The following is a 13072-nucleotide window of genomic DNA, read 5'->3' as shown; positions in this document are numbered from 1 at the left end:
GCTCCTGTCCTGCTCGACGGTGATGGCCCGATCCTATGCCCGGCCGGTGCGTGCCGGGGCGCTCCGGCCCGGGCACCCGGCACGGACCGCTCCTCAGCCGCCGTCGAGCAGCCCGCGCAGCGTCAGGGCGTTGCGCACGGCGTGGCCGTCGCCGTCGTTGTTGAAGTACGCGTACACCTCGCGGCCGTCGCGGTCCCACTCCCGGATCCGCTCCGCCCACCACGCCAGGTCCTCGTCCGAGTAGGAGCCCGCGTAGAGGTGGTGGTGGTCCGGGCCGTGGAAGCGGACGTAGACGAACGGGGCCGTGGCCTCCAGGACGCAGGGCAGCCCGGCCCCGCTGAGCACGCAGTAGGCCGCCCCGTGGCGCCGGAGGAGCTCGAACACCTCCGGGTGCACCCAGCTGTCGTGGCGGAACTCGACCGCGACCGGGAGCCAGCCGGGCAGACCGGCCAGGAACCAGTCGAGCCGCGCGTCGTCGCGGGCCTGCGCCGGCGGGAGCTGGACGAGCAGCACCCCGCGCCGGTCCCGCAGCTCGTGCCAGGACTCCGAGATCCGCCGGCTCCAGGTCTCGGGCGCGTAGAGCTTCTTCGCGTGCGTCAGTCCGCGGGGAGCCTTGACCGTCATCCGGAAGCCCTCCGGCAGCCGCCGGTTCCAGCCGGCGAAGGTGGCGCTGCGCGGCCACCGGTAGAAGCTCGCGTTGAGCTCCACGGTGGCGAAGGCCCGGGTGTAGAGCTCCAGGCGCTTCGCCGGGGGAGTGCCCGGGGGGTAGAGGACGTGCTCCCAGTGGTCGTAGCTCCACCCGGAGGTGCCGATGTGCCAGCCCATGGGCTCCAGGCTAGCGGGATCCCCCGGCGGTGCCGGCCACCGCGCGGGGCCGACGTAGGGTGTTCACCGGCACGCACGGCGCTGCCCGCCGCCCACCGAACACCCGGCACGACCCCAGGAGCACCCGCATGACCACCCCCGCCTCCCGTCCCGCCGGAGCACGCTGATGGCGAAGCTCTACTTCCGTCACGGGGCCATGAACTCCGGGAAGTCCACGGTGCTGATCCAGGCCGCGCACAACTACGAGGAGCGGGACCAGAAGGTCCTCGTCGCCAAGCCGGCGGTCGACTCGAAGGGCGCGGACACCGTGGTCTCTCGGCTGGGGGAGTCGCGGCGGGTCGACCTGCTCCTGGCTCCGGACGACGCCGTGCGCGGGCGCTTCCGGGCCACCGTGCAGCAGTTCGGGCAGGTGCACTGCCTGCTGGTCGACGAGGCGCAGTTCCTCACCCCGGCGCAGGTCGACGACCTGCTGCGCATCGCGGTGCTGGACGGCGTGCCGGTGCTCGCCTACGGGCTGCGCACGGACTTCCGCACGGAGGCGTTCCCCGGCGCGGCCCGCCTGCTGGCCGTGGCCCACACCGTCGAGGAGCTGCGCACGATCTGCCGCTGCGGGTCCAAGGCGATGTTCAACGCCCGGACCGTGGACGGGGAGCCCGTCTTCGAGGGCGACCAGGTGGCCATCGACGGCGTCGCGGTGTCCTACGAGTCGATGTGCGCGGGCTGCTACCTCCGCCGCTCCGGCGGGCGCCTGCGCTGAGCCGGGCGGGAGGTCCCGGCGACGGTGTCACGGGGTGGTGTCCCGGTCCTCCTCGCGGCCGTGCCGGTCGACGACCGCCCAGAACAGGTCCTCGGGGATGGCCTCGAGGTCGGGGTGCAGGGCGGCGAGCTCGTCGATGATGGCGGCCACGTCGTAGTGGGCGTGCACGTCGCCGCGCCGGGCCAGCCGGTTGGACGCGATCAGCCCCTCGACGTAGGCGGCGTGGTCGGAGTCGGTGAAGGCGCTGAGCCCCGCGTCCGCCCACAGCCGCTCGAACTCGGGGTGTCCCTCGGTGACGAGGCGGGTCGGGGCGGGCGCGCTCCCGTGCTCACCGGGGCCGGGCTCCGGGGCACGTCGTTCGAGACCCGTCGCCTTGGCGAAGCGGGTGCCGTCGTCGACCGTGACGGTCCGGTCGGTCTCGTCGACGACGGTGCGCCGCTCGGTGCGCAGGGTCGGGTCGCCGCGGACGACGACGGCTCGGGTGCCGATGCCGGTGGCGCCGCCGACGTGGTGGTGCTGGCTCACCAGAGCCTCCTCGGGGCCGGGGCACCGGTGGCGGCCGCTCCGCCGGGTGCCTGATGCGCAGAACGTAGCAGTCGGCGCAGACCCCGGGGAACTCCCGGGCCCGCCCCACGGCGCGGGCCGGCGGTCGCACCGCCGTCGTCGCCCGGCCCGCCGCGGCCCCGGCCGAGGGCGCGGGTCGACGTCGCCGCCCGGCCCGGGACGACGTCGGCGCCGCCGGAGCAGGTCCGGCGGCGCCGACGGGGCGTGGTGGACCGCGGCTCAGCCGCCGAGCAGCACCGCGCGGACCAGGTCGAAGAACATGCCGAGGATGGCCGTGAAGTTGGGGTTGAAGAACGCGTCGAACTCGCCGACCAGTCTGATCATGACAGTTCCTTCCGGGGAATGGGTGGGTGCCCGGGCCCGGCGGGGGGTGCCCGGCCCGGGCTCACTCTATCGAGGGCGTTCTCGATCGCACATGGCCTTTCGGCCAGTTCCTGCGCGGACCTCCGGGGCGCCGGGGGCACGAGGGAGCCGGCGCACGCGGCACCGGTGCGCGCCCGCCCCTCCGTCCGTACGCTGGAGCGCTAGCGAGCACGAGCGGAGGAGGCCCGTCATGGCGCAGGGACCGGACCCCCGTCCGCGGCTGATCGGGCTGCACGGGCGCAAGCAGTCGGGCAAGGACACGTGCGGTGACCGCCTCGTGGCCGCCCACGGCTACGCCCGGGTGGCCTTCGCCGACCCGCTGCGGCTGTTCCTCGCCGAGCTCGACCCCCTCGTGGGCGTCCGGGACGGCAGGCCGCTGCGGCTCGGCACCGTGCTGGCGGAGGCGGGCGGGGACTGGGGTCTGCTCAAGGACGAGGCGCGGGACCCGGTGCACCGGGAGATCCGGACGCTGCTGCAGAAGGTCGGCAACGAGGCCGGCAAGGCCGTCTTCGGGGAGACGGTCTGGGCGGACCGCGGCCTGGAGACGGCCCGGCGGCTGGCCGGGCCGGTCGTGTTCACGGACGTGCGCTTCGACGTCGAGGCCGCCGCCATCACGGCCGAGGGCGGCCGGGTGGTGCACGTGGTGCGCCCCGGGGCGGCCGCCGATGAGGACCCGCACCCGTCGGAGGCCGGCATCGACCCGCGCTGGATCACCGCGACCCTCGTCAACGACGGGACGGTCGAGCAGCTCTGGGCGAAGGTCGACGCCCTGGTGCTCAGCCGGCCGGACGCCCCGGGGTGAGCCCCACGAGCTCGGCGCTGCGCTGCCACAGGGCGTCCGCGAGCGCGTCGTCGGCCGCCCGGGACGGGACACGGGCCGGTCTCCTGTTCTCGTAGTAGCCCCTGGAGCGCCAGTCCCGACCGGCGGTGCCGTCGGCCAGCCAGACGAGGGTCTCCGCGCCCTGCTCGGGGGTCCGCATGAGCCGGCGGCCCGGTCGGGTGCGGTACAGGAACCGCAGGGCGGTGCTCGTGCCCGAGGCGAAGTTCGTCGCCACGCCGCCGGGGTGGAAGGCCGCGGCGGCCAGCCCCTGCTCCCCGTACCGGCCGTCGAGTCCGCGGGTGAAGAGGAGGTTGGCGAGCTTGGTGTCCGCGTAGGCCCGCTGCGGGCTCCAGCGCCGGCCGTCCACGAGGGTCTCCGGCGAGAGCCGGCCGATCCGGGCCGCGACGCTGGAGGTGCTGACCACCGCCGCGCCGTGCGCCAGGAGGCCGTCCAGCAGCAGCCGGGTGAGCAGGTAGGGCCCCAGGTGGTTGACCTGCCACGTCCGCTCGTGCCCGTCGGGCGTCAGCTCGCGGCGGTCGAAGATCCCCCCGGCGTTGTTGACCAGCACGTCGATCCGCGGGACGGACTCCTGCAGCTCCCGGGCCAGCCGGCGCACGTCGTCGAGCCGCGCGAAGTCGGCGGTGAAGCGGCGGGTCCCGAGCGGACCGGCCACCGCCGCGGTCTTCTCCTCCGAGCGGCCGACCACGACGACGTCGTGCCCCCGCCGCGTCAGCTCGCCGGCGGCGGCGGCACCGATGCCGTCGCTGGCCCCGGTGATCACCACGGTGCGCCGCCCGGAGCGCTGCTCGCCGCGCTCGCCGTCGTGCTCGCCGGTGTCCTGGTCCACGGAGACCTCCTGGGTCGTGCCGGAATCCCGGTCAGCCTATCGGCACCCCGGGCCGCCGGGCGGAATAAGCCCGCGGGCGGACTCGTTGCGGGTCGCATGACGGAAAACACCCGGACCACCGCCCGCACCGTGCCCCGCACCATCGAGCTCCGGGACCTCGGGACCGTCCACCGGCTCGGCTTCGGTGCCATGCGCATCGTCGGGGAGGGCGTGTGGGGGGAGCCCGCCGACCGCGCGAACGCCGTGCGCCTGGTGCGCCGGGCCGTGGAGCTCGGCGTCGACTTCATCGACACCGCCGACGCCTACGGCCCCGACGTCAGCGAGCAGATCATCGCCGAGGCCCTCCACCCCTACCCCCCGGGCGTGCGCATCGCCACCAAGGTGGGCTTCGCCCGCACCGGACCCGGGCAGTGGACCCCGCTCGGGCGGCCCGAGTACCTCCGCCAGCAGACCGAGCTGAGCCTGCGCAAGCTGAAGGCGGACGCCCTCGACCTGCTCCAGCTGCACCGCGTGGACCCGGCCGTCCCGGCCGAGGAGCAGTTCGGCGTCCTGCGGGAGCTCCAGCAGGAGGGCAAGGTCAGGGCCCTGGGCCTGTCCGAGGTCACCGTGGAGCAGCTCCGGAGCGCCGGACGGCACTTCACCGTCTCCACCGTGCAGAACCGCTACAACCTCACCGACCGCACCTCCCAGGACGTCCTGGACCACGCCACGGAGCACGGCATCGGCTTCATCCCCTGGGCCCCGATCTCCGCCGGGGAACTGGCCCGCCCGGGCGGGCCCGTCGACCGGGCCGCCCAGCGGCTCGGCGCCAGCACCGCCCAGGTCGCCCTCGCCTGGCTGCTCCGGCGCTCGCCGGTGATGATGCCCATCCCCGGCACCGCCTCCCTCGAGCACCTCGAGGAGAACATGGGGGCCGCGGAGCTCGAGCTCGACGACGCCACGGACGAGGAGCTCACCGCCGCGGGCTGACCGCCCCGGCCCCGACCGCCCGGACGGACACCGGTTCGCCCCGGACAGACACCAGTTGAGGAGCAACCCATCATGGCCCGTGTTCTGCTGATCGCCTCGGCGGCCGACTCCCTCACCATGCGGGACGGCACCGAGCACCCCACCGGCTTCTGGGCGGAGGAGCTCGTCGTCGCCCACCGGACCCTGCGGGCGGCCGGGCACACGGTCGACCTCGCCACCCCGGGCGGGCGCCGCCCGACCGTGGACCGGGTCAGCCTGGACCCGGACTCGGCCGGGGGACAGGAGCGGGCCGACGAGCTCCGCGCCTATCTGGAGGACATCGACGCGGAGCTCTCCGCGCCCCGCGTCCTGGCCGACGTCGACGAGAGCGACTACGACGCCGTGGTGCTGCCCGGCGGGCACGGCCCGATGGCGGACCTCGTCCACGACCCCTCGCTCGGCCGGATCCTGGCCGCCTCGGACCGCGCCGGCCGGATCATCGCCCCGTTCTGCCACGGCCCCGCAGCGCTGCTCAGCGCCCAGGACGACGGGACGTTCCTCTTCGCCGGCCGCCGGCTCACCGCCTTCACCAACGAGGAGGAGCTGGGCGGCGGCACCGGGGAGAACACCCCCTGGTTCCTGGAGACCGTGCTGCGGGAGAAGGGAGCCGTCGTGGAGACCGGACCCGCGTGGTCCAGCCACGTCATCCGCGACGCCAACCTGATCACCGGGCAGAACCCCCAGTCGAGCCAGGCCGTCGCCGACGTCCTCGTGGAGGCGCTCGCCGAGTGACGCCGGCCTGGGCCTCCCGGACGCCCCGGACGCCCGGCGCGGGCCGGGCGGGTCAGCGTCTGCCGGGGTCGGCCCGGGCGGAGCTCAGACGCCGACGGGCGCCCGGTGCTCCAGCGCCAGGGCGCGGGCGGCGGCCACGGCGTCCCGGAAGTCCGGGAACGTGCGGCGGACGGGGCTGCCGCCGGCCGGGACGAAGGTCATGGCCCAGCGGTGCCGGCGGAACCGGTGGAAGGGGACGGCGACGATCTCCACGGAGGGCAGGGCATCGGGGCGCTGGTCGATCACAGCGGGACCTTTCGGGGGGCAGGCCGGGGGGCCAGGGCCTGTTCCGGGCGGACCGGGGGATCCGTGGACGGCGGCCGTGGTGGGACCCATGCTACCGGGAGCACCCGCCGGCGGCGGCCTTCCCGGGCCGGTGTCGTGGACCGGTGCCGCGGACCACCAGGTATGATCAGCACACTGATCGTGTGACCTGCGCCATGACCTGATCGAGTGAGGAGACCCATGTTCACCCCCGAGGTGGCCGACGGCATCCACCGCATCACCCACGCCCACGTCAACTGCTACCTGGTCGAGGACGAGGACGGCGTCACCCTCGTGGACGCCGGCCTGCCCAGCATGTGGCCCATGCTGCTCGCCGCGCTCGAGGAGCGGGGCCGGCGCCCCGACGAGGTCAGGGCCCTGGTGCTCACGCACGCGCACTTCGACCACGTGGGCTTCGCCCGCCGCGCCCAGGAGCAGTGGCAGCTGCCCGTCCTGGGCCATGCGGGAGACGCACACCTGGCCGCCCACCCCTACCGGTACCGGCCCGAGCGCAACCGGTTCCTCTACCCCGTCACGCACCCGAGGTCGCTGCCGCTGCTCGGGCGGATGGCGGCGGCCGGAGCCCTCTCGGTCAAGGGCGTCCGGGGGCTGCGACCGCTCGAGACCGGGACGGCCCTGCCCGTCCCCGGCCGGCCCGTGGCGGTGCACACCCCGGGCCACACGGACGGGCACTGCGTCCTGGACCTGCCCGACCGGGGAGCCGTCCTCAGCGGGGACGCCCTCGTGACGCTGGACCCCTACACCGGCCGGCGCGGCCCGCAGATCATCGCCGCCGCGGCGACCAAGGACTCCGCCGTGGCCCTGGACTCCCTCGACGCGGTGGCCGCCACCGGGGCGCACACCGTGCTGCCCGGGCACGGGGAGCGCTGGACGCAGGGCGCCGAGGCGGCCGCCCGGCACGCCCGTGCCGTGGGCGCCCACTGACCGGCACCGCCGGGGTCCGGCCGGAACAACAGGAAGCGTGCTGATGACAGGTCCGGGCGCGGCGGCTATCGTGGGCGGCGACCGACGGCCCCGACCTGCCTGGAGGACCACCCGTGAAGCAGCTGACCGTCTCCGCCCCCGGCGGCCTCGACCGGATCGAGTTCGAGGACGTGCCCGATCCCGGGGAGCCCGGGCCCGGTGAGGTCCGCGTCCGCCTGCACGCGAGCTCCCTGAACTACCACGACTACCTCGTGGTCTCGGGCGGGACGCGCACCGAGGACGGGAGGATCCCCCTCGCCGACGGGGCAGGTGTCGTCGAGGCCGTGGGGGAGGGCGTCGAGGAGTTCGCGGAGGGCGACGCCGTGGTCTCCTGCTTCTTCCCGCTGTGGCAGGACGGCCCTCCCGTGGACGGCGACTTCCGGCGGGTCCCCGGCGACGGGCTCGACGGCTACGCCCGGGAGGCGGTGGTGCGGCCCGCCACGTGGTTCACCCGGGCCCCGCAGGGCTGGTCGCACGCCGAGGCCGCGACCATCACCACGGCCGGCGTCACGGCCTGGCGCGCCCTCGTGGTGGAGGGCGGGCTCCGGGCGGGGGACGTGGTCCTGGCCCTGGGCACCGGCGGCGTCTCGGTCTTCGCCGTGCAGCTCGCCAAGGCCATGGGCGCCACCGTCGTGGTCACGTCCTCGTCCGACGACAAGCTCGACCGCGTCCGGCAGCTCGGCGCGGACCACGTGCTCAACTACCGGGAGACGCCCGAGTGGGGACGCGCCGTCCAGGAGCTCACGGACGGCCGCGGCGCGGACCACGTCGTCGAGGTCGGCGGGCCGGGCACGCTCGCGCAGTCCATCCGGGCCGTGCGCGTCGGCGGCCGCATCTCCCTGATCGGCGTGCTCACCGGCGCGGCGGGCGACGTCCCCACGGCGCTGCTCATGGCCCGCCAGGCGAGGCTCCAGGGGCTGCTGGTGGGCAGCCGGCGGGACCAGGCCGACTTCGTGCGGGCGCTCGAGGCGACCGGCCTGCACCCGGTGATCGACCGGCGGCACGGCCTCGCGGAGGCCGCCGACGCGTTCCGGGAGATGGAGTCCGCCCGGCACTTCGGCAAGATCGTGCTCGAGCACTGAGCACGGCCCCCGGGCCGCGTCCCGGGGACCGTGCCCCGGGACGCCGGGGTCACCACCCGGTGACCCACACCTGACCGGTGGTCGAGGACCAGTTCACCCGGTAGCCGTTGGAGAAGCGCTGGTAGACGGTGTCCCCGTAGCGGATCGGGTCGGTGACCGGGTAGCCGTAGCCCCGCTCGAAGCCCGCCGCCTTCCAGGCGCGGCCGATGGCGCCGGTCTCGTTGACCGCGCGCGCCCCGTGGGCCCGGGTCCACATCACCTTGGTGAGCACGCCGTCCCGGGAGAAGACCTGGTAGGAGGAGCCGTCGGGCAGCCGGCGCTCCTCCGTGGTCGGGAAGCCGTAGCCGTTCTCCCGTCCGGCCGCCACGAACTTCTGCCCGATGGCCGTGGGGTTCTCGACCCAGTGGGCGCCCGTGGCGGGGCTCCAGTACAGGGTGGTCTTGCGCCCGTTCAGGGAGAACTCCTGATAGGCGCCCCCGGCGCGCAGGCCGCCGCGCTCGGGCATCACGGGCTGCCCCAGGACCAGGGCGCCGCCCAGGGCGTGGTACTTCGAGCCGATCGCGCCGGCCACGCCGTAGCCCGCCGGGGTCTGGACGGGCGTCGACTCGTAGCTGTGCACCGGCGCTCCGTCCACGCGCGCCGACGCGTCCGCGGGGGCGCCTCCGTTGGCGTACCCGTAGAGGTTGACGGTGGAGAGCACCTGCCAGGGCTGCCCGGTGTTCGCGAGCCGGCCGTCCGCGTAGGTGAGGCCGATGCCGATCACCTCGTGGCGCGGGTCCTTGATCGCCTTGTCGTGGGCCGCCGAGGACTTCCACCACTTCACGAGGGCCCGCACGTCCCGGTGGTGCTCCAGGGCGATGACCTCGTTGGCGCTGGTGTAGGGCCCGGTCCGGGGGTCGGTGAGGAACGCGGTGCTGTGCGAGAACTTCTCCTCGACCACCTGCCGGTCGGACTCCTTCTGCACCACCTGGGACAGCGTGGCGGAGTACTTGAGGGGCTTCACGCCGAGGGACGCGCGGTAGCTGTTGATCTCGTCGAGGATCAGCTGGGCGTCCGCCTGACGGGTGGCCGCGTCGACGGCGACGACGTCCTGCGCGGCCGCGTGGGCTGCCGGACCGGCCAGCAGCGACGTGCCGGCGAGGGTGGTGACGCCGATGCCGGCGGAGAGGGCCAGGGCGGCCATGCGGCCGGAACGGCGCGCGGGGGCGCAGCGGTGTTTCGCCATGGGTGCTTCTGCTTCCTGGGTCTGTCTGCGCGCACGGACGAATTGGGGGGGGTCCGCGCGGCGGGGGGCTATCGTCGTCCGGCCGGACGACGAGACAGATTGGGCTGGGGAAGTCGCCCAGGGAAAGGCTAGGGAATTTCGATTGCAAATACGAAATGTGTGAAATTGTTTCGTCTATCACGGAACAATAACGGCGACATCACGGAATATCCCGCGGAGAGCCTTTTCCCGTGGTTATAGTGGGCGGTTCTCGTCCCTGCGGGCGGGAGGCCCGCGGCGGCCGGGTGTCCTCGCGGGCCGGTCCGCCCGCCGACCGCGACGTCCGCCCGCCGCGCCCCTGCGCCGGCGGCGGCCGTGCCCCGGCCGGTCCGAGGGGCGGGGAACGATAGGCTGAGGGCGCACCCCCGGAGAGGAGTCCGATGACCGTCCACGCCACCCGCGCCACCGGCGTCCGGAGCCGGCTGGGGCTGTGCCTGACCCTCGCCGTGGGGCTCGCCGGGTGCGGCCCGGACCTCGGCACCCCCGAGGGCACCACCCGCGCCTTCGTCGACGCGATGGCCCAGCGCGACTGGGACAGCGCCTGCGGGCTGCTGTCCCACGACTTCGTGCACCGGGCCATGGAGGGCAACTCCCAGTACTGCCCCGTCTACCTCGAGCGCTGGCACCCGGACACGTCCCGCTACGAGACGCTCGCCGTCCAGGGCGAGGCCGTCGACACCCCGGACGGGCACCGCCTCGAGGTCGCCCCCGAGGACTCGCCCGGGGAGACGGAGGAGGTCCTCGTGGTCGAGGAGTCCGGACGCCTCGTGCTGCTGCGCTACCCCGGCCGCGACACCGCCATCCGCTGAGCGCCACCCGCGCACGGCCCCGCCCACCAGGCACCCCAGGAAGGACCGCCATGACCGACCCGCAGACCGTTCCCGCCGCGGCGGCCGCGTCGTCGCCCGAGGGCGAGACCGTCGAGATCTGCCGCAACCTCATCCGCATCGACACCTCCAACTACGGCAGCGGCGACGCCAAGGGGGAGCGCAGGGCCGCCGAGTACGTGGCCGGGCTGATCGAGGAGGTCGGTCTCCCGACGACCGTCCTGGAGTCCGCGCCCGGCCGGGCCAACGTCTTCGCCCGGATCGAGGGCACCGACCCCTCCGCCGACGCCCTGCTCGTGCACGGCCACCTCGACGTGGTGCCCGCGATCGCCGCCGACTGGTCGGTGGACCCCTTCGGGGGCGAGCTCCGGGACGGCATGATCTGGGGTCGCGGCGCCGTGGACATGAAGGACATGGACGCCATGATGATCTCGGTGCTGCGCCACATGGTGCGCACCGGCCAGCGGCCGCGGCGGGACATCGTCTTCGGCTTCTTCGCCGACGAGGAGGCCGGCATGGTGTACGGCTCCCACTGGATCGCCGAGCACCACCGCGGGCTCTTCGACGGCGTCACGGACGCCATCAGCGAGGTCGGCGGGTACTCGGCCACCATCGGCGGCCGGCGGGCCTACCTGCTGCAGACCGCGGAGAAGGGCCTCATGTGGCTGCGCCTCAACGCGCAGGGCACGGCCGGGCACGGTTCGCAGATCAACGACGACAACCCGGTCACCCGGCTCTCGAGAGCGCTGGCCAACATCGGCGAGCACCAGTGGCCCATCGAGCTCACCAAGACCACCCGGGCGTTCCTGGACTCCGTCACCGAGCTGACCGGCGTGGAGTTCGACCCGCAGAACCCCCAGCGGCTGCTGGCCGAGCTCGGCTCCGTGGCCCGGTTCGTGGGCGCGACGCTGCAGACCACCGCGAACCCGACGATGCTCGAGGCCGGCTACAAGGTCAACGTGATCCCCGGCTCGGCGCAGGCCGGCCTGGACGTGCGCTACCTGCCCGGTCAGCGCGAGATCGTCCTGGCGAAGCTCGCCGAGCTCGCCGGGGACGGGGTGTCCTTCGAGTTCGAGTCCGACGACATCGCCCTCGAGGTGCCGTTCTCCGGCACCGTGGTGGACGCCATGGTCGACGCGCTGCACGCCGAGGACCCCGAGGCGGTCGTGCTGCCGTACATGCTCTCCGGGGGGACGGACAACAAGTCCCTGGACCCGCTCGGGATCACCGGCTACGGCTTCGTGCCGCTGCGCCTGCCCGACGAGCTGGACTTCCCGGCCATGTTCCACGGCGTGGACGAGCGCGTGCCCACGGACTCCCTGGAGTTCGGCTCCCGGGTGCTGCACCGGCTGCTGACCCGGTACTGACCCGGCACCGGACTCCTCCGCCCCGGCCGGAACGGTCGCCGGGGCCCAGATCTCAGGACATCGCCGACAGGAGCGAGATGGACCACACCACCGGACCGCAGCCCGACACCGTGCCGCCGCGGCCCCCAGCGCCCGAGGACCAGGTGCCCGAGGACCAGGTGCCCGAGACGCTGCTGCCGGACGAGCTGCTGGCCGTGTTCCGCGAGCGCGCGGCCGGCTACGACCGGGAGAACCGGTTCTGCGACGAGGACTTCGCGGACCTGGTGCGGATCGGCTATCCGCTCATGCTGGTGCCGCGGGACCACGGCGGGCTCGGGTTCACGCTGCAGCAGGCGGTCGCCGCGCAGCGGCGCCTCGCCGCGGCCGCCCCCGCCACGGCGCTGGCCATCAACATGCACCACGTCCTGGTCGGGGTGGCGCACACCCTGCGCCTGCGCGGGGACGCCCGGGCCGAGCGGATCTTCGAGCAGGCCGCGGCCGGGGAGATCTTCGCCTTCGGCATCTCCGAGGCCGGCAACGACTCCGTGCTCTTCGACTCCGACACCACCGCCGTGGCCACCGAGGACGGGTACCGGATCACGGGCACGAAGATCTTCACCTCGCTCTCGCCCGTGTGGACCCGGCTGATCGTCCACGCCCGCGACGACGCCGAGCCCGGCGCGCCGCTGGTGTTCGGCTTCCTCGACCGGGCGGCGGAGGGCATCGAGGTCCTCGACGACTGGGACACCATGGGCATGCGGGCCTCCCAGTCCCGCACCACGGTGCTGCGCTCGGTGCCGATGCCGGCGGCGCAGGTGCTCACGCGCACCCCCGTGGGGCCGAACCCGGACCCGGTGGTGTGGGGCGTGTTCGGCTGCTTCGAGCTGCTGCTGGCCGCGGTCTACACCGGGATCGCGGACCGGGCGGTGGAGCTGGCCGTGGAGCTCGCGGGCGCCCGGCGGTCCCGGGGCGGAGGACCGGCCCGGGCCGAGCACCCCGACGTCCGCTGGCAGATCGCGGAGGCCGCGCTGCTGCGCGACGGGGTGGAGCTGCAGCTGCTCCGGCTCACCGCGGACGTCGACGCCCTCGGCACCGCGGACGCCCCGGAGCACGGAGCGCGCTGGTTCCTGCTGTTCTCCGGGGTCAAGCACCGGGCCACCGAGGCCGCCCGCCAGGTCGTCGACCTGGCCGTGCGCACCTCCGGCGGCGCCCAGTACTCCCGGGGCCGGGAACTGGAGCGGCTGTACCGGGACGTGCTCGCCGGGATCTACCACCCCTCCGACAACGAGTCCGTGCACGCGGCCGTGGCCAAGGCCCTGCTGGGCCCGGTCGGCGGCTGAGCCCCTTCCG

General features: G+C 74.4%; 14 protein-coding genes. 9 read left to right on the top strand and 5 right to left on the bottom strand.

The window, feature by feature from the left end; translation table 11 throughout:
• Window positions 1–93 precede the first annotated feature (93 nt).
• The gene (locus tag AVL61_RS14035) at window positions 94–825 is read right to left on the bottom strand and encodes a DUF72 domain-containing protein (RefSeq protein WP_058874948.1); all 732 of its coding nucleotides are present in this window, start codon (window positions 823–825) and stop codon (window positions 94–96) included.
• A 166-nt stretch (window positions 826–991) separates the two neighbouring features.
• Between AVL61_RS14035 and AVL61_RS14030 the strand changes: the two genes are divergently transcribed.
• Entirely contained in the window at window positions 992–1582 is a 591-nt protein-coding gene (locus AVL61_RS14030; RefSeq protein WP_058874947.1) for a thymidine kinase, read from the top strand.
• A gap of 27 nt (window positions 1583–1609) precedes the next feature.
• On the opposite strand, the gene AVL61_RS14025 is transcribed toward AVL61_RS14030, so the two are convergent.
• The gene (locus AVL61_RS14025; protein ID WP_058874946.1) at window positions 1610–2107 is read right to left on the bottom strand and encodes a hypothetical protein; all 498 of its coding nucleotides are present in this window, start codon (window positions 2105–2107) and stop codon (window positions 1610–1612) included.
• 592 nt (window positions 2108–2699) lie between these two features.
• Here AVL61_RS14025 and AVL61_RS14020 point away from each other — a divergent pair.
• On the top strand, window positions 2700–3311 hold the full coding sequence (locus tag AVL61_RS14020) for a deoxynucleotide monophosphate kinase family protein (RefSeq protein ID WP_058874945.1): 612 nt from the start codon (window positions 2700–2702) through the stop codon (window positions 3309–3311).
• On the opposite strand, the gene AVL61_RS14015 is transcribed toward AVL61_RS14020, so the two are convergent.
• A complete protein-coding gene (locus tag AVL61_RS14015) occupies window positions 3286–4176 on the bottom strand; it encodes an SDR family NAD(P)-dependent oxidoreductase (protein ID WP_058874944.1) in 891 nt (296 codons plus the stop codon). The genes AVL61_RS14020 and AVL61_RS14015 overlap by 26 nt on opposite strands.
• Window positions 4177–4272: 96 nt before the next feature.
• Here AVL61_RS14015 and AVL61_RS14010 point away from each other — a divergent pair, with 96 nt between their 5' ends.
• Entirely contained in the window at window positions 4273–5145 is an 873-nt protein-coding gene (locus AVL61_RS14010; protein ID WP_058874943.1) for an aldo/keto reductase, read from the top strand.
• Window positions 5146–5217: 72 nt separating this feature from the next.
• On the top strand, window positions 5218–5916 hold the full coding sequence (locus AVL61_RS14005) for a type 1 glutamine amidotransferase domain-containing protein (RefSeq protein WP_058874942.1): 699 nt from the start codon (window positions 5218–5220) through the stop codon (window positions 5914–5916).
• Between the two features lie 84 nt (window positions 5917–6000).
• On the opposite strand, the gene AVL61_RS14000 is transcribed toward AVL61_RS14005, so the two are convergent.
• Complete coding sequence (locus tag AVL61_RS14000) at window positions 6001–6201, bottom strand: hypothetical protein (protein WP_058874941.1); 201 nt, start codon at window positions 6199–6201, stop codon at window positions 6001–6003.
• A 219-nt stretch (window positions 6202–6420) separates the two neighbouring features.
• Here AVL61_RS14000 and AVL61_RS13995 point away from each other — a divergent pair, with 219 nt between their 5' ends.
• Window positions 6421–7164, top strand: a complete 744-nt coding sequence (locus AVL61_RS13995) for an MBL fold metallo-hydrolase (RefSeq protein WP_058874940.1) — start codon at window positions 6421–6423, stop codon at window positions 7162–7164.
• 113 nt (window positions 7165–7277) lie between these two features.
• Entirely contained in the window at window positions 7278–8285 is a 1008-nt protein-coding gene (locus AVL61_RS13990; protein ID WP_058874939.1) for a zinc-dependent alcohol dehydrogenase family protein, read from the top strand.
• A gap of 49 nt (window positions 8286–8334) precedes the next feature.
• Here the strand turns inward: AVL61_RS13990 and AVL61_RS13985 are convergent, their stop codons facing one another.
• Complete coding sequence (locus AVL61_RS13985; protein ID WP_058874938.1) at window positions 8335–9510, bottom strand: CAP domain-containing protein; 1176 nt, start codon at window positions 9508–9510, stop codon at window positions 8335–8337.
• 419 nt (window positions 9511–9929) lie between these two features.
• Between AVL61_RS13985 and AVL61_RS13980 the strand changes: the two genes are divergently transcribed.
• The 3 genes from AVL61_RS13980 (at window position 9930) to AVL61_RS13970 (ending at window position 13062) form a co-directional block, all read left to right on the top strand.
• The gene (locus tag AVL61_RS13980) at window positions 9930–10358 is read left to right on the top strand and encodes a hypothetical protein (protein ID WP_058874937.1); all 429 of its coding nucleotides are present in this window, start codon (window positions 9930–9932) and stop codon (window positions 10356–10358) included.
• A 50-nt stretch (window positions 10359–10408) separates the two neighbouring features.
• The gene (locus AVL61_RS13975; protein ID WP_058874936.1) at window positions 10409–11743 is read left to right on the top strand and encodes a M20/M25/M40 family metallo-hydrolase; all 1335 of its coding nucleotides are present in this window, start codon (window positions 10409–10411) and stop codon (window positions 11741–11743) included.
• Between the two features lie 77 nt (window positions 11744–11820).
• The gene (locus AVL61_RS13970) at window positions 11821–13062 is read left to right on the top strand and encodes an acyl-CoA dehydrogenase family protein (protein ID WP_231738424.1); all 1242 of its coding nucleotides are present in this window, start codon (window positions 11821–11823) and stop codon (window positions 13060–13062) included.
• The last annotated feature ends 10 nt before the right edge of the window (window positions 13063–13072 follow it).

Source organism: Kocuria rosea subsp. polaris (assembly GCF_001483755.1).
GTDB lineage: Bacteria > Actinomycetota > Actinomycetes > Actinomycetales > Micrococcaceae > Kocuria > Kocuria cellulosilytica.
This window is presented reverse-complemented; position numbering and strand designations above follow the sequence as displayed.

Bases quoted from the DNA above. Each gene is read 5' to 3' on its own strand.
- AVL61_RS14035 (WP_058874948.1), bottom strand. From the start codon at position 825: ATGGGCTGGCACATCGGCACCTCCGGGTGGAGCTACGACCACTGGGAG.
- AVL61_RS14030 (WP_058874947.1), top strand. From the start codon at position 992: ATGGCGAAGCTCTACTTCCGTCACGGGGCCATGAACTCCGGGAAGTCC.
- AVL61_RS14020 (WP_058874945.1), top strand. From the start codon at position 2,700: ATGGCGCAGGGACCGGACCCCCGTCCGCGGCTGATCGGGCTGCACGGG.
- AVL61_RS14010 (WP_058874943.1), top strand. From the start codon at position 4,273: ATGACGGAAAACACCCGGACCACCGCCCGCACCGTGCCCCGCACCATC.
- AVL61_RS14005 (WP_058874942.1), top strand. From the start codon at position 5,218: ATGGCCCGTGTTCTGCTGATCGCCTCGGCGGCCGACTCCCTCACCATG.
- AVL61_RS13995 (WP_058874940.1), top strand. From the start codon at position 6,421: ATGTTCACCCCCGAGGTGGCCGACGGCATCCACCGCATCACCCACGCC.
- AVL61_RS13985 (WP_058874938.1), bottom strand. From the start codon at position 9,510: ATGGCGAAACACCGCTGCGCCCCCGCGCGCCGTTCCGGCCGCATGGCC.
- AVL61_RS13980 (WP_058874937.1), top strand. From the start codon at position 9,930: ATGACCGTCCACGCCACCCGCGCCACCGGCGTCCGGAGCCGGCTGGGG.
- AVL61_RS13975 (WP_058874936.1), top strand. From the start codon at position 10,409: ATGACCGACCCGCAGACCGTTCCCGCCGCGGCGGCCGCGTCGTCGCCC.
- AVL61_RS13970 (WP_231738424.1), top strand. From the start codon at position 11,821: ATGGACCACACCACCGGACCGCAGCCCGACACCGTGCCGCCGCGGCCC.